We start from the raw sequence: 23,471 nt of genomic DNA, 5'->3' as shown, positions 1-23,471 counted from the left end.
TCATCCGGTGTGCGCCAACCAGTTGTTTGGTATGGCAAAAAACGTCCGACAATCAGCCTCTTTCGAATCACTCTTCGCTTAATCCAGTACCGACTGCTGGGGATTGAGCTGGTGTACCAGTCGCTCTTCCAGCTGTTTTTGCTGCTCGGCGGTCAATGGTTCGCCATCGAGGCTGGTCAGGCTGAAAAAGTCCTCGACCCTCTCACCGAAAGTGGCGATTTTGGCGGCGTGCAGCGACAGACCACATTGCTGGAATACGGCACCGATCCGCGCCAGCAGGCCAGGAGTGTCGAGGGCTGTCAGCTCCATCAGGGTGTGGCGGCTTTCCCCTTTAGTGGGCGAAGAGCGGGGCAGGAAGACCACCCGGGTCGGTACGCTGAACTGGCGGTGGCGCCGTGACAGCGGCTTGTTGCGCAGCACCAGCTTGCCCGGCTCCTGCAGCGCTTTCTCCAGCGCTTTCTTGATGGTGGCGGTGCGGTTGGGGCTGATGGGTTCGCCGCTTGGCTCCAGTACCACGAAGGTATCGAGCACATAGTTGCTGCGCGAGTTCATGATCTGGGCGTCGTGGATGTTAAGGTTTTTCTGATCCAGCGCCGAGGCCACGGTGGCAAACAGATTCGGGGTATCGCGGCAGTAGATAAATACCTCGCTGCCGCCGCGGGTCGGGTGTTTGCCGATGATCACCAGCGGTGCCGGATTGTCGCCATGCTCGATGATATGGCGGCAGTGCCAGGCGATCTGCTCCGGGCTGTGACGCAGGAAGTAGTCGGCCTTGAAATCGGCCCAGAGCAGGTTGATTGCCTCTTCCGATACATCCCGTTGCGCCAGCAGTTGCTTGGCCTGACGCTGGTTTTCGCGAATGCGCAGCCGCATGTCGGGCGGGTTCTCCAACCCTTGGCGCAGCGCCTTCTGGGTCGCGAAGTAGAGCTCCCGCAGCAGGGTGCCCTTCCAGTCGTTCCACAGGGTATCGTTGGTGGCGCAGATATCGGCCACGGTAAGGCAGTAGAGCAGGTCGAGATGCTGCTCGTCGCGCACCTTCTGGGCAAAGTCGGTGACCACGTCGGGATCGTAGATATCGCGGCGCTGGGCGGTAACCGACATCAGCAGATGGTGGCGCACCAGCCAGGCGACCAGTCGGCTCTCGTAGCGATCCAGACCGTGCAGCTGGCAGAACTCCAGCGCATCGACGGCGCCCAGTTCCGAGTGATCGCCACGCCGTCCCTTGGCTATATCGTGGAACAGGGCGGCGATGCTGAGCAGCTCCGGTTTGCGCAGCCGGGTGAAGACCTCGTGGCAGAGCGGGTGGCTCTGGCGACTGGCCGGATTGGGAAACTGATGAATGTTCTTGAGCAGCCTGTGGGTGTGCTCATCTACCGTGTAGGCGTGGAACATATCGAACTGCATCTGGCCGACGATCAGGTTCCATTGCGGCAGATAGGCCGCCAGAATGCCGTACTTGTGCATCAGGGTGAGCGGCAGGCCGATGCCGTTGGGGTGGCGCAGCAGCGCCATAAAGAGGCGACGGCAGTCGGGTAAGTCTTGCAGCCAGCAGTTGAGTTTGCGGCGTGCCTCGCGCAGTTGGCGCAGGGTTGCCGAGTGGATGCCGGCAATCTCGGGATGCTGGGCCATCTGATAGAAGAGGCGCAAGATGGCGGCCGGTTCACGGCTAAACAGCTCCGCATCCACTGCATCGATGAGGCGGCCACGGAGCTGGAACTCGTCGGAGAGGCGGCGCACATCCATGGCGGTGTTGCCGAGAATAGCCTCGTCAAACAGCTGCAGCAGCATCTCGTTGAGCTCGGAGACCCGCCGCACCGTCTGGTAGAAGCGCTTCATCATCTGCTCGACCGGAGTGTTGCCTTCCCCTTCGAACCCCAACATCTGGGCCACGGTGCGCTGGCGATCGAACAGCAGGCGGTTATCTCCCTTGTTGATAGCCATGTGCAGGGCAAAGCGCACCTTCCAGAGAAAATTCTGGCAGTCGAGCAGTTCGCGATACTCGGCGCGGTTGAGAAAGCCGTGGCTGGTCATCTCGAACAAGGTTGTGGCGCCGAAGTGGCGGCGGGCGACCCAGGCGAGGGTTTGAATATCCCGCAGGCCGCCCGGATTGCTCTTGAGATCGGGCTCCAGCTTGTAGGCGGTGCCGAGAAACTGCTGATGACGCTCCGCCTGCTCCTGGCGCTTGGCGCGAAAGAAGGCTTCGCTCGGCCAGAAGTGCTGGGGGCCGGTGGCCTCTTTCAGTTGCCGGAAGCCCTCCTGGCGACCTGTGATGTAGCGGGCCTCGATCAGGTTGGTGGCGACAGTAATATCGGCGCGCCCCTGCTCAAGGCACTCCGCCACGTTGCGCACCGCCTGACCCACCTCAAGCTTGAGATCCCACAGTAAGGTGATGAACTCGCCGATCCGCAGCCCCAGCACCTCGTCCAGCTCGTCGCCGTCATAGAGGATCAGCAGGTCGATATCGGAGTGGGGGTGCAGCTCGCCACGGCCATATCCCCCCACCGCGATGAGGGTGAGGTCGCTCTTGTCGAAGCCGAACTTCTGCCACAGCCGGCAGAGCAGCTGATCCATGTATTCGGAGCGGGTGGCAACCAGCTCGATGATGTTGTCACCGGCATCGAAACGGGCGTGCAGCCAGCCGAGAAAGCGGCTCAGGTACTCTTTGCAGTTGTCGCGAGTGAGCTGGTCATCGGGTAACAAATGGGGGGAAAGCAGGCTGGCGTCCATGGCATCTCACACACAGTGGCAGGCAAATAGCTGAAACAGAAGTAAAAACCCCGGCGCTTTGGAAGTTCAGGGCCGGGGTTTGATGTTAGCTGTGTTTGATGAAGCGGTCGATAGTGTCATCGGGGCGCAGGGTGAGCACCTCGCAGCCATCCTCGGTCACCAGCAGGGTGTGCTCCCACTGGGCGGAGTCGCCGCCATCCTTGGTGGTCACGGTCCAGCCATCCTTCGGATTGACCTTGCAGTGATACTTCTTGCTGTTGACCATGGGCTCGATGGTGAAGCACATGCCCGCTTTCAGCTCCAGCTTGCCGCTGTTGCGGTAGTGGAGGATCTGCGGCTCTTCGTGGAACTCGGCACCGATGCCGTGACCGCAGTAGTCACGCACCACGGAGAACCCGGCCTTCTCGACGATGGGTTGAATGACGGCTCCAATCTCGGTGATGCAGGCACCCGGGCGCACTTTCTTGATGGCGGCATAGAGGCTCTCTTGCGCAACCTTGCAGAGCTGGCGGCGCAGCGGGGTGGTCTCGCCCACGATGAACATGGCCGAGGTATCGCCGTGGTAGCCATCCTTGATGACGGTGATATCCAGGTTGATGATGTCGCCATCACGCAGCTTCTTGTGATTCGGGATACCGTGGCAGATCACATCGTTCACCGAGGTGCAGATGGATTTGGGGAAGCCGTGGTAGTTGAGCGGAGCTGGAACCGCCTGTTGTACGTCGACAATATAGTCGTGGCAGAGGGTGTTCAGTTCGTCAGTGGTGACGCCAGCTTTGACATGGGGCGCAATCATGACCAGCACATCGGCGGCCAATTGGCCGGCAACGCGCATCTTTTCAATCTCTTCCGGTGTCTTGATTTTAATGGACATGGGATCTCTCTTGCGGCCTGCCGCTGGGCCTGTGAGGGCAGACAGGACAGGTAATGAAAAATAGATGCGTTTGCAATCAGGGCAAAATTTTATCCGCAACCCCCTCGTACTTCCAGTGTGATTGTCATCACAACGTCAAATCGGCGTCGCAGCATCCTCTGGCGGGATCCATATTTACACCTGTTTAGGGTGTCGGCCGGTGGTGTCCTGAACAAAGTTATGGTATAAAGCGCGCCGGAATGGGGAACTTGCGTCCCGATTTCATCACCCTTACTTAAACAACACACACACATCGACACATATGCCGGGGTGCCTTAACGGGTCGGTTATATGGGATGTGTGGAGGCCTAACCCCAATACGTAGAGGTATAAAATGGCTAAAGTTTCTATGCGCGACATGCTGCAAGCCGGCGTTCACTTCGGTCACCAGACTCGTTACTGGAACCCGAAAATGAAATCCTACATCTTCGGTGCCCGCAGCAAAGTTCACATCATCAACCTGGAAAAAACCGTTCCGATGTTTGACGATGCCATGAACTTCATCAGCTCCGTAGCTGCCAAGAAAGGCAAGGTACTGTTCGTTGGTACCAAGCGTGCCGCGTCTGAAGCCGTAAAAGAAGCCGCTGAGCGTTGCGACCAGTTCTATGTAAACCACCGCTGGCTGGGCGGTATGCTGACCAACTGGAAAACCGTTCGTCAGTCTATCAAGCGCCTGAAAGATCTGGAAACCCAGAGCCAGGACGGTACCTTCGACAAGCTGACCAAGAAAGAGGCGCTGATGCGTACTCGCGAAATGGAAAAGCTGGAGAAGAGCCTGGGTGGTATCAAGAACATGGGCGGCCTGCCTGACGTTCTGTTCGTTGTCGATGCCGACCACGAGCACATCGCTATCAAAGAAGCCAACAACCTGGGTATCCCGGTAGTTTCCATCGTTGATACCAACTCCAACCCGGACGGCGTTGATTACGTCATCCCGGGTAACGACGACGCTATCCGTGCTGTTCAGCTGTACCTGAATGCTGCTGCTGACACCGTACTGGAAGCTCGCGCTCAGGACATCGTTGTTCAAGCTGAACAAGATGGCTTCGTTGAAGCTGAGTAATTGATAAGGACTGCAAAGCCCTTATTAACCAAGCTGATGTAATTGGTTAGCAGGGGCCCTTGTGGCCCCTGTTTCTTGTCAATTCAAGACCGAGGATACTGGACATGGCTAACGTTACTGCCGCCCTGGTAAAAGAACTGCGCGAGCGCACTGCCGCTGGCATGATGGATTGCAAAAAAGCACTGGAAGAAGCTGCTGGTGATATCGAGCTGGCAATTGAGAACATGCGCAAATCCGGTCAGGCCAAAGCCGCCAAGAAAGCTGGCCGTATCGCCGCTGAAGGCGTTATCTTTGCTCGCACCGAAGGCAACGTTGCCGTCATGATCGAGCTGAACAGCGAAACCGACTTCGTCGCCAAAGATGCCAGCTTCATGGCAATGGGCCAGAAGATCGCTGACATCGCTGCGACCCAGAAAATTGCTGACGTTGACGCGCTGAAAGCCGCTGACTTCGGTAACGGCGAATCCGTCGAGCTGACCATCACCAACCTGATCGCCAAGATCGGTGAGAACATGAACCTGCGTCGCGTGATGCTGGTTGAAGGTGACAACCTGGGTACCTACGTTCACGGTTCCCGCATTGGTGTTATCACCAAGCTGACCGGTGGTTCTGCCGAGCTGGCCAAAGATCTGGCCATGCACGTTGCTGCCAACAGCCCGCAATTCGTCAAGCCTGAAGACGTGTCTGCTGAAGTCGTTGCCAAAGAGCGCGAAATCCAGATCGACATCGCCATCAACTCCGGCAAGCCGAAAGAGATCGCCGAGAAGATGGTTGAAGGCCGCATGAAGAAGTTCACCGGTGAGGTTTCCCTGACTGGTCAACCGTTCGTGAAAGATCCTTCCATGACCGTTGCCGAACTGCTGAAGAAAGAAGGCGCTGACGTTGTCTCCTTCACCCGTTTCGAAGTGGGCGAAGGCATCGAGAAGCAAGAGACCGATTTCGCTGCTGAAGTTGCAGCCCAAATCGCGGCCGCTCAAAAGGCCTAATCGAACCGGTTTTTCCGTTTCCCCAGACCGCGACTTATGTCGCGGTCTTTATATGACCAGGAATCAGTGACATGAGTACCAATCCCAAACCTGCATACAGACGTGTTCTTCTGAAGTTGAGTGGTGAAGCCCTGCAAGGATCCGAGGGTTTCGGCATTGATCCGGCGGTGCTGGAGCGTATGGCCCAAGAGATCAAAGAACTGGTTGAGTTGGGTGTTCAGGTCGGTCTGGTCATCGGTGGCGGCAACCTGTTCCGTGGTGCCGGTCTTGCCAAAGCGGGCATGAACCGCGTGGTGGGCGACCACATGGGTATGCTGGCAACCGTGATGAACGGTCTGGCCATGCGTGATGCCCTGCATCGTGCTTATGTGAATGCCCGTCTGATGTCTGCCATCTCCCTGCAAGGTGTCTGTGACTCCTACAGCTGGGCCGAGGCAATCAGCCAGCTGCGTGCTGGCAAAGTCGTTATCTTCTCTGCCGGTACCGGCAACCCCTTCTTCACTACCGATTCTGCGGCTTGCCTGCGCGGGATCGAGATCGAAGCTGATGTGGTGCTCAAAGCCACCAAGGTTGATGGTGTATACAACGAAGATCCGGTCAAGAATCCGGATGCCGTGCTGTATCATGAACTGAGTTATGATGAAGTTCTTGAAAAAGAGCTCAAGGTGATGGATCTTGCTGCCTTTACCCTGGCACGTGACCATGATCTGCCGATCCGCGTGTTCAACATGAACAAACCGGGTGCCCTGCGCCGGGTTGTCATGGGTGAACCGGAAGGCACTCTGATCCACCACGTTGGTAAATAAGATAAAAGTGAGCCACCTTGCGCTCTTATCCTATCCATCACGTCAGTAAATAAGATAGACACGGGCCGTGTAGCGGCTCGTTCGCCAAAAGGAAAACCACTGTGATCAACGAGATTAAAAACGACGCCAAGGACCGTATGGGCAAGAGCGTAGAAGCGCTCAAGACTCAAATGTCCAAGATCCGTACCGGCCGCGCTCACCCGAGCCTGCTCGACGGCATCCAGGTTGAGTATTACGGTGCTGCCACTCCGCTGAAACAGTTGGCCAACGTCGTGGCAGAAGATGCTCGCACCCTCTCCATCTCCATTTTTGACCGCTCCATGATCCAGGCGGTAGAGAAGGCGATCCTGACCTCCGATCTGGGCCTGAACCCGTCCAGCAATGGCCAGACCCTGCGCGTGCCGCTGCCGCCGCTGACCGAAGAGCGCCGTCGTGACCTGACCAAGATCGTCCGTGCCGAAGCGGAAAACGCCCGTGTTGCCGTGCGCAACATCCGTCGTGACGCCAACGCCGACCTGAAAGCGCTGCTGAAGGACAAAGAGATCTCCGAAGACGACGACCGTCGCGCTCAGGAAGAGATCCAGAAACTGACCGACTCCTACATCAAGCTGGTCGATGAGGCCCTTGCCGTAAAGGAGAAGGAGCTAATGGAAATCTAACCGTCTGAAAGGTATATTACGAGCGCCGTGTAGTGCCCCTGCACGGCGCTTTTGTCTTTGTGGGAGAATTACATGTCGCTTTTGGCTGCGTTGGGTGATTGTGCCAACTCGTCTTTACCCCGTCACGTCGCCATCATCATGGATGGTAACGGTCGCTGGGCCCAGAACCGAGGCAAGATGCGGGTTTATGGCCACAAGGCGGGCGTCAAGTCAGTGCGCGAGGCCGTTACCTTTGCTGCGCGTGCCAAGATCGAGGCATTGACCCTGTTTGCATTCTCCAGCGAGAACTGGCGCCGCCCGGAAGGGGAGGTCAGTGCCTTGATGGAGCTGTTCATCACAGTGCTGGGTCGTGAGGTGCAGAAACTGCACAACAACGGGATCCGGCTCAAGGTGATTGGCGATACTGCTCGCTTTAGTGAGCGGTTGCAGGCCAAAATCGCCAAGGCGGAAGCCTTGACCGCCAATAACAAGGGCTTGACCCTGAACATTGCGGCCAACTATGGCGGCCAGTGGGATATCGTCCAGGCGGCCCGCAAGCTGGCTAAAGCAGTGGCGGCCGGTGAACTGGCCGCTGACGACATTGATGAATCCATGTTGACCCGCGAGGTTTGCATGGCCGATCTGCCACCCGTGGACCTGTTGATCCGCACCGGTGGCGATCATCGCATCAGCAACTTTGTGTTATGGCAGCTCGCCTATGCCGAGCTCTATTTTACCCCGGTATTGTGGCCCGATTTCAACGAGGCCGAGTTCAGTGAGGCGGTCGCCTCTTTCGTTGCCCGCGAGCGTCGCTTCGGTTGCACGGGTGAACAGATACGGGAATTGATCGCCGAGCAGCAGACCGGCTAAACCCCGCTCCCAAGAGAGAGGTTTCTTTTGCTAAAACAACGAATTATTACTGCTTTGATGTTGATCCCCCTGGTGTTGGGGGCGCTCTTCTTTCTGCCATTGAAATTTTTTGCCCTGTTGGCAGCGCTGGTGTTTTTGTTGGCCAGTCGCGAATGGAGTGGGTTTGTCTCTGCTGCTCCGCAGCAATGGTTGCCCATCGTATTTTGTCTGTTGCTCGGTGCCAGCCTCTTTTGGTTGCCGGTGGAGCAACTCTGGACGCCCCACCTGCACCCCCTCGTGATGGGCGTGCTCTGGACTGCGGTAAGCTGGTGGCTGCTGGGTCTGCTGCTGGTACTGCGTTATCCCCAGAGCGCCAAGCTGTGGAAAGAGTCTATCTGGCTCAAGTCGCTGTTTGGTCTGGTGACCCTGGTTCCTTTCTTCTGGTCGCTGGTCGCCATCCGTGGTTACAACTTTTACCATGACCCCATGATGGGCGCCTGGATCCTGTTGTTCGTGATGGGACTGGTCTGGGCGGCAGATTCTGGCGCGTATTTTTTCGGCAAGGCGTTCGGTAAGCACAAGCTGGCACCGGCTGTGAGTCCGGGCAAAACCATCGAAGGAATGTGCGGCGGCCTCTTTACCGCCAGCCTGCTGGCCATCGGTGTCACCTGGTCGATGGGATTTGTTCCTGCCAAGATGATCACCGTGCTGTTTTGCTCTCTGCTGGCGGTGCTAGCCTCCGTACTCGGTGATCTGACCGAGAGCATGTTCAAGCGCGAGGCGGGCATCAAGGACTCCGGCACCCTGTTGCCGGGTCATGGCGGGATTCTCGACCGGATCGACAGCCTGACCGCCGCCCTGCCGGTGTTTCTGCTCAGTTATCTGCTACTCAGTCAGGAGTTTTGATGCACAAGTCACTGGTTATTCTGGGAGCCTCCGGCTCCATTGGTCAGAGTACCTTGAAAGTGCTGCGCCATAACCCGGGCAGTTGGCAAGTGTTGGCGTTGACCGCCGCCCGCAACGTGGATGCCATGTTGCGCGACTGCCTCGAATTCTCCCCCCGTTTTGCCGTGATGGTCGATGAGGATGCCGCCCGTGAACTGGCTGCCCGTCTGAAAGCGCACGGCAGTGCGACCCGGGTCATGTCTGGTGCCACCGCCCTGTGCGAGGTGGCCGCCCATCCCGATGCCCATAGCGTGATGGCCGCCATCGTCGGTGCGGCTGGTCTGGCCCCGACCATGGCCGCGGTGCGTGCCGGCAAGCGTATTTTGCTGGCCAACAAGGAGGCGCTGGTGATGTCCGGTGCTTTCTTCATGGAAGCCGTGCGCGAACATGGCGCCGAGCTGCTGCCCATCGACAGCGAACACAACGCCATCTTCCAGTGTCTGCCGACTGCCGTGCAGCGCCAGCCCGGTTTTTGCGATCTGGCGGCGGCGGGGATCAGCAAGATTTTGCTGACCGGTTCCGGCGGTCCGTTCCGTTACACCGAGATCAGCGATCTGGCGAAGGTGACGCCGGCGCAGGCCATCGCGCATCCCAACTGGTCGATGGGGGCCAAGATTTCGGTCGACTCCGCCACCATGATCAACAAGGGGCTGGAGTACATCGAGGCGCGCTGGCTGTTCAATGCGGCGCCCGAGCAGATCCAGGTGGTGATCCACCCGCAGTCGGTGATCCACTCCATGGTGCAGTACAAGGATGGCTCCGTGCTGGCCCAGCTTGGCAATCCGGATATGTGTACCCCCATCGCCCATGCGCTGGCTTATCCCAATCGCATCCCCTCCAGTGTGGAACCTTTGGATTTCTTCAGTGTCGGAGAGTTCAGCTTTATCCGGCCTGATTACGATCGCTACCCCTGTCTGGCGTTGGCCATCAATGCTTGCCAGAAGGGACAAGCGGCGACCACTGCGCTCAATGCGGCCAACGAGGAGGCGGTTGCCGCCTTCTTGGCCGGGCGCATCGGCTTTATGGATATTGCCCGGATCAACGAGGCAGTGATGCTGGCGCTGGAGAGCAGCGTAGTCGGCTCACTCGATGATCTGTTTGCCCTGGACGGTGCGGCAAGAGCCCGTGCTCACACTTTGATTGAGGAGCTTGGCTGATGGGCGGTGTGTTGTGGAATATCGGTGCCTTTGTTGTTGCGCTGGGCCTGCTGGTCGCAGTGCACGAGTTTGGTCACTTCTGGGTGGCCCGTCGTTGTGGCGTCAAGGTTGAGCGCTTCTCCATCGGTTTTGGCAAGGCGATCTGGCGCCGGATGGGTAAAGATGGCACCGAATATGTGCTGGCGCTGATCCCGCTCGGTGGTTACGTCAAGATGCTCGATGGCCGGGTCGATGAACTCAAGCCCGGTGACGAGCAGTATGCCTTCAACCACAAGAGTGTCTGGGCGCGGATGGCGATTGTCGCCGCAGGCCCCATGGCCAACTTTGTCTTTGCCCTGTTCGCCCTCTGGCTGATGTTTATCATCGGGGTGCCGAGCGTCAAGCCGGTGATCGGTGAAGTGCGTCCGGCATCCATCGTGGCCGAGGCGGGTGTGCTGCCGGGGATGGAGATTGTCGGGGTCGGTGATGAGCAGACCGGTGACTGGGAGAGCGTCACTTACGCCCTTATCAGCCATCTGGGTGATGATGCAGTCACCCTGAAAGTGCAGGCACCCAATACCAGCTATGCCACCGATAAAACCTTGTCGCTGACCGGCTGGACCTTCGATCCGGATAAAGAGTCGCCTATCGGTAGCTTGGGGATCGTCCCCCTGAGTGGCAAAGTGCTGCCAGTCGTGGCTGCCGTGGTGGCCAAGAGTGCCAGTGAAAAGGCGGGGCTGCAGGTCGGTGACCGTATCAAACAGGTCGGCGATCAGCCTATTACCGCGTGGGCCCAGTTTGTCGAGTTGGTGCAACAGGCACCGGGCGAACCCCTGCAAGTGGTGGTTGAGCGCAACAACAGCGCTCTCAACGTGACCCTGACCCCGGATAGCCGCAAGGTGCAGGGCAAGCTGGTAGGATTCGTCGGTCTCTCGCCACAACTGGTTCCATTACCGGATGAATATCGAATTCTGTTACAGTATGGGCCTTTGCAGGCGCTGTGGCATGGCGCGGACAAGACCTGGAGCCTGATCACGCTCACCTTTGACATGATTGGCAAGTTGATCGGTGGCATCGTGTCGCTGGACAACCTGAGTGGCCCCATCTCCATTGCCAAGGGCGCCGGCAGCAGTGCCGACTATGGTCTGGTCTATTTCTTGAGTTTTCTGGCGCTGATCAGCGTCAACCTGGGAATTATCAATCTGTTCCCCCTGCCGGTGCTCGATGGTGGCCATCTGGTCTATTTCCTGATCGAAGCGGTCACCGGCAAGCCGGTATCAGAGAAAATACAGGAAGTGGGTTTCAGGATCGGCGCCGCCATTCTGATGTTATTGATGGGCATTGCGCTGTTTAACGATTTCGCTCGCCTCTGAGGCCAGAGCATCAACAAGGACACATAAGAACAAAATGGCTGTTAAAAAAGCATTGGTGTTGAGTTGCCTGCTGGGTGCCAGTTTCCTGGCCCAGGCGGCCCCTGCCTCTTTTGTGGTGCAAGATATCCAGGTCGAAGGTCTGCAACGGGTGACCCTGGGTGCCGCACTGTTGAACCTGCCGATCCGGGTCGGTGATACCGTCGATTCCGTGGCTCTGGCCAGCGCCATCAAAAAGCTCTATGCCTCGGGTAACTTCGAGGATGTGAAGGTTTACCGTGACGGCCAGGTATTGCAGGTGATGGTCAAGGAGCGTCCGACCATCTCCAGCATCGAGTTTGCCGGCAACAAGGATATCAAAGAGGAGCAACTGACCCAGAGTCTGGAGTCCTCCGGTATCCGTGTGGGCGATCCGCTGGATCGCACCGTGCTCACCTCCCTCGAGAAGGGACTGGAAGATTTCTACTATGGCGTGGGTAAATACTCCGCCAAGGTCAAGGCCATCGTCACCCCGTTGCCGCGCAACCGGGTCGACCTCAAGTTCACTTTCGTGGAAGGGGAAGCGGCCAAGATCCAGCAGATCAACATCGTCGGCAACAGCGTCTTCCCTGAAGAGAAGTTGATTGCCCAGCTCTCCCTGCGCGACGAAGTGCCCTGGTGGAACTTCACCGCCGATCAGCGCTATCAGAAGCAGAAACTGGCCGGCGATATCGAGACCCTGCGCTCCTACTACATGGATCGCGGCTATATCCGCTTCCAGCAAGAGTCTACCCAGGTCTCCATGACCCCCGACAAGAAGGGCGTCTACGTCACCCTCAACATCAAGGAAGGGGATCAGTACAAGGTCTCCGGTGTCCAGCTCAAGGGTGACCTGATCGATCGCGGTGGCGAGATGAAGGGATTGATCCCGATCGCTGCCGGCAGCATTTACTCTGCCAGTCAGGTGACTCATACCGAAGAGGTGCTCTCCAAGTTCCTCGGCCGTTACGGCTACGCCTATCCGAAAGTGGTCACTTTCCCGCAGGTCAATGACAAGACCAAGGAAGTCGAGCTGATCGTCAACGTTGAGCCGGGCCCCCGTGTCTATGTGCGCAATATCAACTTCAGCGGTAACGCCACTACCGAAGATCAGGTGCTGCGTCGCGAGATGCGCCAGATGGAGGGCACCTGGCTCTCCTCCGACAACATCGAGCAGTCCAAGAGCCGTCTCAACCGCCTTGGCTACTTCGAGAGTGTCGAAGTGGACACCAAGCGGGTACCGGGCAACGATGACCTGGTTGACCTCGACTTCAAGGTCAAGGAGCAGCCTGCTGGCTCCATCAACGCCGGTATCGGTTACGGCACCGAGTCAGGTCTGAGCCTGCAGGCGGGGATCTCTCAGAATAACTTTATGGGTACTGGTAAAACGGTCTCTATCAACGCCAGCACCAACGACTACTCCAAGAACGTTGACCTGAGCTACAACGACCCCTACTTCACCGTGGATGGTGTCAGCTTGGGTGGGCGGGTCTACTATAACCAGTTCCGCGCCGATGATGCCGATATCGTCGATTACGAGAACGAAACCATCGGTTTCCGTCTCTCCAGCGGCTTCCCGGTCAACGAGTTCAACCGTCTCGACTTCAGTACCGGTATCGAGAGCACCAAGCTGAGTCGTCCCTCATTCAATAGCCAGAACTATCAGGAGTGTCTGAAGGACAATCCGGATACTGATGGCAATACCTACTGCTGGGATCAGTGGAACGATAACCGCCAGTCGGTGCAGATGGATCAGTTCTGGAATCTCTACTCCCAGGATGGTTCCAATCTCGACTTCGTGACCATCGATGTGACCGCTGGTTGGACCCGCTCCACCCTGAACAAGGGGATGTTCCCGACCGCCGGTGACCGCCAGCGTGTCAACGCCAAGGTGACCGTGCCGGGGATGGAACTGCAGTACTACAAGCTTTCCGCCGAAGATGCCCACTACTTCCCGCTCGATGCGGATCATAACTGGGTGATGATCGGCAAGGGGCGCGTCTCCTACGGTAACGGCTATGGCGATGACCCCATGCTGCCGTTCTTCGAGAACTACTATGCCGGCGGTTTCGATACGGTACGTGGCTTCAAGAGCAACACCATTGGTCCCAAGGCGATTTACAAGACCTACAACAAACCGGGGGTTGGCACTTGTACTGGCAGTCAACCTTGTGAGACCGGCAGTTATGAAGGTTCCGACACCTCGGTGGGCGGTAACGCTCTGGCCGTTGCAACACTGGAGCTGGTCTTCCCGACCCCGTTCGTCTCCGAGACCTATCGTCCGCAGATCCGTTCCACCGTTTTTATGGACGCAGGTACCGTCTGGAGCACTGATTTTGCCAACGGAGCATATCCTTGCGCCGCCGGTTCTGATTGCAACTATCTGAGCCAGGACTACTCCAGCCCGGGCAATATCCGGGTCTCTGCCGGTGTCTCCCTGCAGTGGCTCTCGCCGATGGGCCCGCTGGTGTTCGCCCTGGCCAAGCCGATCAAGAAATACGAAGGGGATCGTACCGAGTTCTTCTCCTTCAACATCGGTCGTACTTTCTAAGCAGAGTTTCGCCCCCACCCATGCGGTGGGGGTCTTCAATGATGGGACGCGCGGTATGCGTGCCTCACCAGGTAACAAGACGGTCCTAACGCCGCTTGCATAATCGGGTAAATCAGGTAGCCCTCGCCATGAGGGAACAAGGAGTAAGTGTGAATAAAGCGTTGAAAGTAGCTGGTTTGAGCTTTGCACTGATGGCTGCCGGCATGGGTTCTGCCTTCGCTGAGACCAAGATCGCCGTGGTTGATATGGGCGAAGTCTTCCAAAAGCTGCCCCAGCGTGAAGCCGTTGCAGCCAAGCTGAAAGGTGAATTCGAGCCGCGTATGCGTGAGCTGCAAAAGCTGGAACAGGAAGGCCAGAAGCTGGTCGAGAAGTTCCGCAAGGATGAAGCCTTCATGAGCGCCGAGCAGAAGAAGCAGAACCAGGAGAAGCTGGCCAAGCTGCAGATGGAGTTCAACCAGAAGCGTCAAGCCTTTGAGCAGGACAACGGTCGCCGTCAGTCCGAAGAACGCAACAAGATCCTGACCAAGGTGCAGGCTGCTATCGATTCCATCGCCAAGAGCAATGGTTACGATCTGGTGCTGGAGCGCAATGCCGCCCCGTATGCCGCCAGCAAGCTGGACATCTCCGGCCAGGTTATTTCTCAGGTAAGCAAGAGCAACTAATTGATGGCATTCACTCTCGCACAGCTGGCCCAGCAACTGGGGGCCCAGGTCCATGGCGACGGAACCCTGGAAATCCGCAAGGTAGCGACACTGGAAAAGGCCGGGGAGGGGGATATCACCTTCCTGTCCAACAAAAAGTACCGGCACTATCTGGAGCAGAGCAAGGCGACCGCCGTGCTCATTACAGAAGCGGATCTGCCATTTTGTCCCACCAATGCCCTGGTGCTCAAAGACCCCTATGTGGGCTTTGCCCGGGTAGCCCAACTGCTGGACACCACCCCGCAGCCGGCCACGGATATTCATCCGAGCGCCGTTATCGCGGCTGACGTGCAACTGGGCGAGAGAGTGGCTATCGGCGCCAATGCAGTGATCGAATCCGGCGTCGTGCTGGGTGACGATGTACGCATTGGCCCGGGCTGTTTTGTTGGCAAAAATACCCGGCTGGGAGCGCGCTCCCGGCTGTGGGCCAACGTTACCCTCTATCACAATGTGACCATGGGCACCGACTGTCTGGTTCAATCCGGCACAGTGATCGGCGCCGATGGTTTCGGTTATGCCAACGAGCGTGGCGAGTGGATCAAGATCCCCCAGCTCGGCGGTGTGACTATTGGCAACCGGGTCGAGATCGGTGCCTGTACCACCATTGATCGCGGTGCGCTGGAAGATACCCGCATCGCTGACAACGTCATCATCGACAACCAGTGCCAGATCGCCCACAACGTGGAGATCGGCTATGGCACCGCCGTGGCGGGCTCTACCGTGATGGCTGGTAGTCTCAAGGTCGGCAAATACTGTATCATTGGCGGCGCTTCCGTCTTTAACGGGCATATGGAGATCTGCGACCAGGCCACCGTTACCGGTATGGCCATGGTGATGCGACCCATTACCGAGCCCGGTGTCTACTCTTCCGGCATCCCTCTGCAAACCAATAAAGAGTGGCGCAAGACCGCCGCCCGGGTGATGCGTATCGAAGAGATGCACAAGCGGTTAAGCAAGCTTGAGAAGAAGCTGGATCAAGAATAATCACGATTGGTATAGGGTACTGTTTTGACTACTGAAAAGAAGAGCCTGGGTATCCAGGAAATCATGGATCTGCTGCCCCACCGTTATCCGTTTCTGATGGTGGATCGTGTAGACGACTACGAGATCAGCGATGAGCGCAAAACCCTGCGTGCCATCAAGAACGTCTCGTTCAACGAGCCGATCTTCCAGGGGCACTTCCCGGCCAAGCCGGTGTTCCCGGGCGTACTGATCCTGGAAGCGATGGCACAGGCCACCGGTATCCTGGCCTTTACCATGGTGGGCAAGCCGTCTCCCAACGAACTCTATTATTTTGCCTCAATCGACAACGCTCGTTTCAAGCGTCCGGTCGGCCCCGGTGACCAACTGGTGCTGGACGTGGAGTTCCTGAAAGAGCGTCGCGGTATTGCCAAGTTCACCGGTGTCGCCACCGTCGACGGTGAAGTGGTCTGTACCGCCGAGCTGATGTGCGCCAAACGCGAGGTTTAACACACGTGATCGACCAGACTGCCATCATTCACGATACTGCCATCGTCCATGAGTCTGCCGTGATCGGTAAAGGGGTTGAAATCGGCCCCTTTTCTGTCATCGGCGCCGAGGTGGAAATCGGTGACAACACCTGGGTAGGTTCCCATGTGGTGATCAAGGGCCCGACCAAGATTGGTTGCGGCAACAAGATCTTCCAGCACACCTCCATCGGTGAGGATTGCCAGGACAAGAAGTACGCCGGTGAGCGCACTTTCCTTGAGATCGGCGACAACAACGTCATTCGCGAGAACTGCACCTTCCACCGTGGCACCATTCAGGATCAGAGCCTGACCAAGGTGGGCAGCGGCAACCTGTTCATGGTCAACGTTCACGTTGCCCACGACTGCATCATCGGTGACAACTGCATCTTCGCCAACAACGCGACCCTGGCGGGCCACGTGGTGATCGGTGACTTCGTGATCTTTGGTGGTCTCTCCGCCATTCACCAGTTCGGCCGCGTCGGTTCCCACGCCTTCGTCGGTGGCTGCGCAGCCCTGAACAAGGACGTGCCGCCTTACGTGATGGCTGCCGGCAACTACGCCAAGCCGTTCGGGGTCAACTCCGAAGGGCTGCGCCGTCGCGGTTATACGCCTGAGGCTATATCTGCCGTCAAGCGTGCCTACAAAGAGATCTTCCGCTCCGGCAAGACCATCGAAGAGGTGCTGCCGGTGCTGATCGAGATGGCGCAAGCCGAACCGGCCGTCCAGCTCTATGTGGACTTCCTCAAAGATAACGAGCGCGGGATCATCCGTGCCTGATCCGGTTCGTATCGGTATCGTCGCCGGAGAAGTCTCCGGCGACATTCTGGCTGCCGGTCTGGTGCGCGAGCTGCAGGCCCGCTACCCGGATGCGCAGTTCGAAGGGATCGCCGGGCCGCGTATGCAGGCCCTCGGCGTCAAGGCGCTGTTCGAGATGGAAGAGCTCTCCGTCATGGGGATCACCGAGGTGCTGGGCCGTCTGCCGCGCATCCTCAAGGTCCGTCGCGAACTGCTGCGCCACTTTATTGCCAATCCGCCCGATATCTTCATCGGCGTGGATGCACCGGATTTCAATATCGGAGTGGAGCTGAAACTGCGCCGCGCCGGTATCAAGACGGTTCACTATGTCAGCCCCTCTGTGTGGGCCTGGCGCCAGAACCGCATTCACAAGATCAAGGCCGCCACCGACATGGTGCTCGCCTTCCTGCCGTTCGAGAAAGCCTTTTACGACCGTTTCGACGCCCCTTGCCGTTTTGTCGGTCACACCATGGCGGATGATATTCCATTGGTGCCGGATCAGGCGGCCGTGCGTCGCAATCTCGGTATCGATGCCAATCGCCGCTGGCTGGCGGTGCTGCCGGGCAGCCGCACCGCAGAAGTGGGCTTTATGTCCCCCCTGTTTCTCGAGGCGTGCAAACACCTGACGGTGCGCTATCCGGATCTCGGCTTCATCGTGCCGCTGGTCAACCAGAAACGGCGTGAGCAGTTTATGGCCATCAAGGCCGAGGTAGCGCCGGGTCTCGACATGGTGCTGCTGGAAGGGCAGGGCCGCGAGGCGATGATCGCCGCCGACGTGGTGATGCTGGCCTCCGGCACCGCGGCACTTGAAGCCATGCTGGTGAAAAAGCCGATGGTGGTGGGTTACAAGCTCAAGCCCTTCAGCTATTGGCTGGCCCAGCGACTGGTGAAGACCGAATTTGTCTCTCTGCCCAACCTGCTCGCCGGTCGCATGCTGGTGCCGGAACTCATCCAGCACGAGTGCACAGCGGAGAATCTGGTGGAAGAGGTGAGCAAGTACTTCGAGCACGACAACAGTGCGCTGGTCAACACCTTCACCGAGCTGCACCAGCTGATCCGCTGCAATGCCGACTCGCAGGCCGCCGATGCGGTGGCGGATCTGCTCGGCAGATAACGCTATTTCGGACCGTCGATTGCGCCGCGCAGCCCGTTAATCCGTTTTCCGAGCGGTGATGCCGCGCCAGTCGACCCCTGTCAGGCCCCACGGGGCCTGTTTTGATTCAAGGCTACAAGATGATGATCGATATTCCTGACGACAAGCTGGTTGCCGGTGTGGACGAAGTGGGCCGTGGCCCCTTGGTGGGTGACGTGGTCACCGCTGCGGTCATTCTCGATCCCGCCAATCCGATCGCGGGGCTCAACGACTCCAAGAAGCTCTCCGAGAAGAAGCGCCTCGCCCTGTTTGACGAGATCAAAGAGAAAGCGCTCGCCTGGGCCATTGGTCGCGCCACTCCGGAGGAGATCGACGAGCTCAACATCCTGCATGCCACCATGCTGGCGATGCAGCGAGCCGTGGCGGGGTTGAAGGTCACCCCCGAGCTGGTCTTTATCGATGGCAACCGCTGCCCAAGTTTGCCGATGGAGGCGCGTGCCGTGGTCAAGGGCGATAGCCTGGTGGCCGCCATCAGCGCCGCCTCTATCCTCGCCAAGGTGACCCGCGACGGCGAGATGACCGAGCTGGACAGCCGTCATCCCGAATATGGTTTTGCCCGTCACAAGGGTTATCCGACTGCGGAGCACCTCGCCATTCTGGCCGAGCGTGGCCCGTTGCCAGAATATCGCAAGAGCTTCAAACCGGTGCGCCGCGCACTGGGGATCGAGTAGACCATGTCATTTAGTTTGAGCAGCGAGAGGAGATGACGATGGCTGACCCCCGTTTTATCCACCTGCGAGTCCACTCCGACTTCTCCATGGTCGATGGCCTGCAGAAGATCAACCCCATCGTCGGGGCGGCTGCGGCCAACAACATGCCGGCGCTGGCGCTGACCGATCAGATGAACATGTGTGGTCTGGTGCGCTTCTATGGCGCAGCCCACGGCAAGGGGATCAAACCCATCGTCGGTGCCGACTTCTGGGTGCAGAGCGATGAGCTCGGCGACGAGCAGTTCCGTCTCACCCTGCTCGCCATGGATAACGACGGCTACCAGAACATCACCCTGCTTATTTCCCGCGGTTACCAGCGCGGCCACGTGCAGGGTCGTCCGGTTATCGACAAGAGCTGGCTCGCCGAGCATGCCAAGGGGGTGATCGTCCTCTCCGGTGGCCGCGAGGGGGATGTGGGCAAATTCCTGCTCAAGGGCAACCGGCAGATGACCGAGCAGTGTGTCGCCTTCTATCAGACTCACTTCCCCGATGCCTACTATCTCGAACTGCTGCGCACCGGTCGACCCGACGAAGAGGTCTATCTGCACATGGCGGTGGCCATCGCTACCGAGTTCGAGCTGCCGGTGGTCGCCACCAACGAGGTGGTGTTCCTTAACGCCGATGACTTCGATGCCCACGAGATCCGGGTTGCCATCCACGATGGCTATACCCTGATGGACAAACGCCGTCCCCGTCGCTACAGCCCCCAGCAGTACCTGCGCAGTCAGGAGGAGATGGCGGAGCTGTTTGCCGATATCCCCGAAGCGCTGGAAAACACAGTGGAGATCGCCAAGCGCTGCAACGTGACGGTGCGTCTTGGCGAGTACTTCCTGCCCAACTTCCCGACCGGTGACATGACCACCGAAGATTTTCTGGTGGCCAAATCGAAAGAGGGTCTGGAGGAGCGTCTCGAGTTCCTGTTCCCGGATCCGGCGGTGCGGGCCGAGCGTCGTCCCGAGTATGACGAGCGTCTCGATGTTGAGCTGAAAGTGATCAACCAGATGGGCTTCCCGGGTTACTTCCTCATCGTGATGGAGTTTATCCAGTGGTCCAAGGACAACGGCATCCCCGTTGGCCCGGGCCGGGGCTCGGGTGCGGGCTCTCTGGTGGCCTACGCCCTCAAGATCACTGACCTCGACCCGCTGGAATTTGACCTGCTGTTCGAACGTTTCCTCAACCCCGAGCGGGTATCCATGCCCGACTTCGACGTCGACTTCTGCATGGACAGGCGCGATGAAGTGATCGAGCACGTTTCAGATATGTATGGTCGGGAGGCGGTCTCCCAGATCATCACCTTCGGCAGCATGGCGGCCAAGGCGGTGGTGCGGGATGTGGGCCGGGTGCTGGGCCACGCCTACGGTTTTGTCGATCGTATCTCCAAGCTGATCCCGCCGGATCCGGGCATGACGCTTGCCAAGGCATTCGAGGCTGAGCCCAAGCTGCCCGAGCTCTACGAACAGGATGAGGAGGTCAAAGACCTCATCGACATGGCTCGCCGCCTGGAAGGGGTGGTGCGCAACGCCGGTAAACACGCCGGTGGCGTGGTGATCGCACCCACCAAGATCACCGACTTTGCGCCGCTCTACTGCGATGACGAAGGCCATCACCCGGTCACCCAGTTCGACAAGAACGACGTGGAGTACGCCGGGCTGGTGAAGTTCGACTTCCTGGGTCTGCGGACCCTCACCATCATCGACTGGGCGCTCGGCATGATAAACCCGCGTCTTGCCAAAGAGGGCAAGCCGCCGGTGGACATCGCCGCCATCCCCATCGATGACAAGAAGTCGTTCGACCTGCTGCAGCGCTACGAGACCACGGCGGTATTCCAGCTGGAATCCCGCGGCATGAAGGATCTCATCAAGCGGCTGCGCCCCGACTGCTTCGAAGATATGATCGCACTGGTGGCCCTGTTCCGACCGGGCCCGCTCCAGTCAGGCATGGTGGATAACTTCATCGACCGCAAGCACGGTAATGAAGCGATCTCCTATCCGGACGAAAAGTGGCAGCACGAGAGCCTGAAACCGATTCTGGAACCGACTTACGGCATCATCCTCTATCAGGAGCAGGTGATGCAGATCGCCCAGACCCTGGCGGGCTACACGCTGGGTGGCGCGGACATGCTGCGCCGGGCGATGGGTAAGAAAAAGCCCGAGGAGATGGCCAAGCAGCGGGCCGGTTTCGAGGAGGGCGCCGTCAAGAATGGCGTCGATGGCGAACTGGCGATGAAGATCTTCGATCTGGTGGAGAAGTTTGCCGGCTACGGCTTCAACAAATCCCACTCCGCCGCCTATGCGCTGGTCTCCTACCAGACCCTCTGGCTCAAGACCCACTTCCCGGCCGAGTTCATGGCGGCGGTGATGACCGCCGATATGGACAACACCGACAAGATCGTGACCCTGGTGGATGAGTGCCAGCGGATGGGGCTCACCGTGATCCCGCCGGATGTGAACACCGGTCGCTATCGCTTCTCGGTCAACGAAGATGGCCATATCGTCTACGGGATCGGGGCGGTGAAAGGGGTCGGTGAAGGCCCCATCGATGCGATCTTGAGCGCCCGGGATCAGGACGGCCCGTTCCGAGATCTGTTCGACTTCTGTAACCGGGTCGACATCAAGAAGCTCAACAAGCGGGTGATGGAGAAGCTCATCCTCTCCGGCGCCATGGATCGGCTCGGCCCGCACCGCGCCGCCCTGATGGCGACCCTGGAGGAGGCGATGCGTGCCGCCGAGCAGCACGCCAAGGCGCAGGCGGTGGGGCAGGTCGACATGTTCGGCGTGCTCACCGAAGAGATTGACGACGTCAAGAAGGCGTTTGCCAACGTGCCGCACTGGCCTGACAAGGTGTGGTTGGAAGGGGAGCGCGAGACCCTCGGGCTCTATCTCACCGGCCACCCCATCAACCAGTACAGCAGCGAATTGCGTCGTTATACCTCGGGTCGCCTGTGCGATCTGCATCCCACCTCCCGCGATACCGTAACCACGGCGGCGGGGCTGGTGATTGCGGCCCGCAGCATGGTGACCAAGCGTGGCAACAAGATGGGGATCTTCACCCTGGACGACCGTTCCGGTCGCCTCGATGTGACCCTGTTCAGTGAAGCGCTGGAAAAATATGAAGAATTGATGCAAAAAGACCGCATTTTGGTGGTTTCTGGACAGGTCAGCTTTGATGACTTCTCCGGTGGCCTTAAAATGTCGGCTCGAGAATTACTGGATATCAACGATGCGAGGGAGCGTTTTGCCAGAGCAATCCGCATCTCCCTCGATGAACAGCGGATTGATGATCGCTTTTTCCCGCGTTTGTGCGAGATTTTGGAGCCCGCCCGTGCCGGAGTCTGTCCGGTTCAGGTAAACTATCGTCGCCCCGGCTCCCGGGTGCGATTGACGCTCGGTACCGAGTGGCGGGTGACGCCCACCGATCAACTGATAGATGACTTGCGAGTCCTGCTTGGACGAGAGCGGGTTGAATTGGTTTTTGATTAGAGGTTCTAAGGCCCTATGAGTCTTTTTCTGGATTTTGAACAGCCGATTGCCGAGTTGCAGGCGCAGATTGATGAACTCAAACATGTGAGTGAAGGCAATCACGCCGTGGATCTGAAAGACGAGATCCGCCGGCTGGAGAAGAAAAACGAAGAGCTGACCAAGAAGATCTTCGGTGATCTGGGTGCCTGGCAGGTATCCCAGATGGCGCGTCATCCCCAGCGCCCCTACACCTTTGACTATATCGAGCATATCTTCACCGATTTCGACGAGTTGGCTGGCGATCGCGCCTATGCCGATGACAAGGCTATCGTCGGCGGCATCGCTCGTCTCGACGGTGAGCCGGTGATGGTGATTGGTCACCAGAAGGGTCGTGAGACCAAAGAGAAGATCAAGCGTAACTTCGGCATGCCGCGTCCGGAAGGGTACCGCAAGGCCCTGCGTCTGATGGAGATGGCCGAGCGCTTCAAGATGCCGATCATCACCTTTATCGACACCCCGGGCGCTTACCCTGGCGTCGGTGCCGAAGAGCGTGGCCAGTCCGAGGCGATTGCCCGCAACCTGAAAGTGATGGCCGGTCTGACCGTGCCGGTGGTCTGCACCGTGATCGGTGAGGGTGGCTCCGGTGGTGCGCTGGCCATTGGCGTGGGTGACCGCGTCAACATGCTGCAGTACTCCACCTACTCCGTCATCTCGCCGGAAGGGTGTGCCTCCATCCTGTGGAAGAGCGCAGACAAGGCTTCTGTGGCTGCCGAAGCGATGGGGATCACTGCCCAGCGTCTGAAAGAGCTCAAGCTGATCGACCACGTGATCGACGAGCCCCTCGGCGGTGCCCACCGCGATGTGGAGAAGATGGCCAAAAACCTCAAGGCTCGCATCAAGCAGGATCTGGACGCCTTGCGTCCGCTCGATACCGAGCAACTGCTGGAGCAGCGCTACCAGCGTCTGCTGGGCTACGGTTACTGCTAAGCGCAGCCGTCACCCCCGAGTATTCAGGCCCCCGTCATCGACGGGGGCTTTTTATTGCGGTTGATCTGTCATTCAGGTGAGTGCCCCAACGCGCCCTGAAACGGCGCCGCTCACTCTTCGCGGGTGAGGGGCAGGGTTGGTATGCCACGCTGTTGGTGAGGGCTGTCAGGGACTG

19 protein-coding genes are annotated in these 23,471 nt (G+C 58.6%); 17 read left to right on the top strand and 2 right to left on the bottom strand.

All coding sequences use genetic code 11. The features are described 5' to 3' along the window. Positions 1-78: 78 nt before the first annotated feature. Complete coding sequence (gene glnD, locus I6L49_RS10810; protein WP_139735704.1) at positions 79-2,727, bottom strand: bifunctional uridylyltransferase/uridylyl-removing protein GlnD; 2,649 nt, start codon at positions 2,725-2,727, stop codon at positions 79-81. Between the two features lie 85 nt (positions 2,728-2,812). Then, positions 2,813-3,601, bottom strand: coding sequence for a type I methionyl aminopeptidase (map, locus tag I6L49_RS10805; RefSeq protein ID WP_005338579.1), 789 nt, complete (start codon positions 3,599-3,601; stop codon positions 2,813-2,815). Between the two features lie 373 nt (positions 3,602-3,974). Here map and rpsB point away from each other — a divergent pair, with 373 nt between their 5' ends. The 17 genes from rpsB (at position 3,975) to accA (ending at position 23,296) form a co-directional block, all read left to right on the top strand. Further along, on the top strand, positions 3,975-4,703 hold the full coding sequence (rpsB, locus tag I6L49_RS10800; protein WP_005303470.1) for a 30S ribosomal protein S2: 729 nt from the start codon (positions 3,975-3,977) through the stop codon (positions 4,701-4,703). A 104-nt stretch (positions 4,704-4,807) separates the two neighbouring features. Further along, positions 4,808-5,689 carry a translation elongation factor Ts gene (gene tsf / locus I6L49_RS10795; RefSeq protein ID WP_005338578.1) on the top strand — a complete coding sequence of 294 codons (882 nt, stop codon included), beginning with the start codon at positions 4,808-4,810 and terminating at the stop codon, positions 5,687-5,689. 71 nt (positions 5,690-5,760) lie between these two features. Continuing rightward, a complete protein-coding gene (gene pyrH, locus I6L49_RS10790) occupies positions 5,761-6,495 on the top strand; it encodes a UMP kinase (protein WP_005338577.1) in 735 nt (244 codons plus the stop codon). A gap of 101 nt (positions 6,496-6,596) precedes the next feature. Beyond that, on the top strand, positions 6,597-7,154 hold the full coding sequence (frr, locus tag I6L49_RS10785) for a ribosome recycling factor (protein ID WP_005338576.1): 558 nt from the start codon (positions 6,597-6,599) through the stop codon (positions 7,152-7,154). Positions 7,155-7,226: 72 nt separating this feature from the next. Beyond that, the gene (gene uppS / locus I6L49_RS10780) at positions 7,227-8,003 is read left to right on the top strand and encodes a polyprenyl diphosphate synthase (RefSeq protein ID WP_216949527.1); all 777 of its coding nucleotides are present in this window, start codon (positions 7,227-7,229) and stop codon (positions 8,001-8,003) included. A 57-nt stretch (positions 8,004-8,060) separates the two neighbouring features. Further along, positions 8,061-8,888, top strand: a complete 828-nt coding sequence (locus tag I6L49_RS10775; RefSeq protein ID WP_005338571.1) for a phosphatidate cytidylyltransferase — start codon at positions 8,061-8,063, stop codon at positions 8,886-8,888. Beyond that, a complete protein-coding gene (gene ispC / locus I6L49_RS10770; protein ID WP_216949526.1) occupies positions 8,888-10,084 on the top strand; it encodes a 1-deoxy-D-xylulose-5-phosphate reductoisomerase in 1,197 nt (398 codons plus the stop codon). Before I6L49_RS10775 ends, ispC begins: the two co-directional genes overlap by 1 nt. Continuing rightward, the gene (rseP, locus tag I6L49_RS10765; protein ID WP_040066584.1) at positions 10,084-11,436 is read left to right on the top strand and encodes a sigma E protease regulator RseP; all 1,353 of its coding nucleotides are present in this window, start codon (positions 10,084-10,086) and stop codon (positions 11,434-11,436) included. The genes ispC and rseP overlap by 1 nt, the downstream gene beginning before the upstream one ends. 34 nt (positions 11,437-11,470) lie before the next feature. After that, the gene (bamA, locus tag I6L49_RS10760; RefSeq protein ID WP_216949525.1) at positions 11,471-14,002 is read left to right on the top strand and encodes an outer membrane protein assembly factor BamA; all 2,532 of its coding nucleotides are present in this window, start codon (positions 11,471-11,473) and stop codon (positions 14,000-14,002) included. 149 nt (positions 14,003-14,151) lie between these two features. Then, positions 14,152-14,664: an OmpH family outer membrane protein gene (locus I6L49_RS10755; RefSeq protein ID WP_005338563.1), complete on the top strand. Its 513-nt coding sequence runs from the start codon at positions 14,152-14,154 to the stop codon at positions 14,662-14,664. Positions 14,665-14,667: 3 nt separating this feature from the next. After that, positions 14,668-15,687, top strand: a complete 1,020-nt coding sequence (gene lpxD / locus I6L49_RS10750) for a UDP-3-O-(3-hydroxymyristoyl)glucosamine N-acyltransferase (protein ID WP_005338561.1) — start codon at positions 14,668-14,670, stop codon at positions 15,685-15,687. 63 nt (positions 15,688-15,750) lie between these two features. Further along, the gene (gene fabZ / locus I6L49_RS10745; RefSeq protein WP_013724020.1) at positions 15,751-16,173 is read left to right on the top strand and encodes a 3-hydroxyacyl-ACP dehydratase FabZ; all 423 of its coding nucleotides are present in this window, start codon (positions 15,751-15,753) and stop codon (positions 16,171-16,173) included. A gap of 5 nt (positions 16,174-16,178) precedes the next feature. Then, complete coding sequence (gene lpxA, locus I6L49_RS10740; RefSeq protein WP_216949524.1) at positions 16,179-16,970, top strand: acyl-ACP--UDP-N-acetylglucosamine O-acyltransferase; 792 nt, start codon at positions 16,179-16,181, stop codon at positions 16,968-16,970. Further along, positions 16,963-18,102, top strand: coding sequence for a lipid-A-disaccharide synthase (lpxB, locus tag I6L49_RS10735; protein ID WP_194496541.1), 1,140 nt, complete (start codon positions 16,963-16,965; stop codon positions 18,100-18,102). The genes lpxA and lpxB overlap by 8 nt, the downstream gene beginning before the upstream one ends. A gap of 119 nt (positions 18,103-18,221) precedes the next feature. Beyond that, the gene (rnhB, locus tag I6L49_RS10730) at positions 18,222-18,812 is read left to right on the top strand and encodes a ribonuclease HII (protein ID WP_216949523.1); all 591 of its coding nucleotides are present in this window, start codon (positions 18,222-18,224) and stop codon (positions 18,810-18,812) included. 38 nt (positions 18,813-18,850) lie between these two features. Beyond that, positions 18,851-22,330 carry a DNA polymerase III subunit alpha gene (gene dnaE / locus I6L49_RS10725; RefSeq protein WP_064338543.1) on the top strand — a complete coding sequence of 1,160 codons (3,480 nt, stop codon included), beginning with the start codon at positions 18,851-18,853 and terminating at the stop codon, positions 22,328-22,330. Between the two features lie 15 nt (positions 22,331-22,345). Next, on the top strand, positions 22,346-23,296 hold the full coding sequence (gene accA / locus I6L49_RS10720) for an acetyl-CoA carboxylase carboxyl transferase subunit alpha (RefSeq protein ID WP_005338549.1): 951 nt from the start codon (positions 22,346-22,348) through the stop codon (positions 23,294-23,296). Positions 23,297-23,471 lie beyond the last annotated feature (175 nt).

The sequence above is a fragment of the Aeromonas sp. FDAARGOS 1419 genome (assembly GCF_019047045.1).
Lineage (GTDB): Bacteria > Pseudomonadota > Gammaproteobacteria > Enterobacterales > Aeromonadaceae > Aeromonas > Aeromonas veronii.
This window is presented reverse-complemented; position numbering and strand designations above follow the sequence as displayed.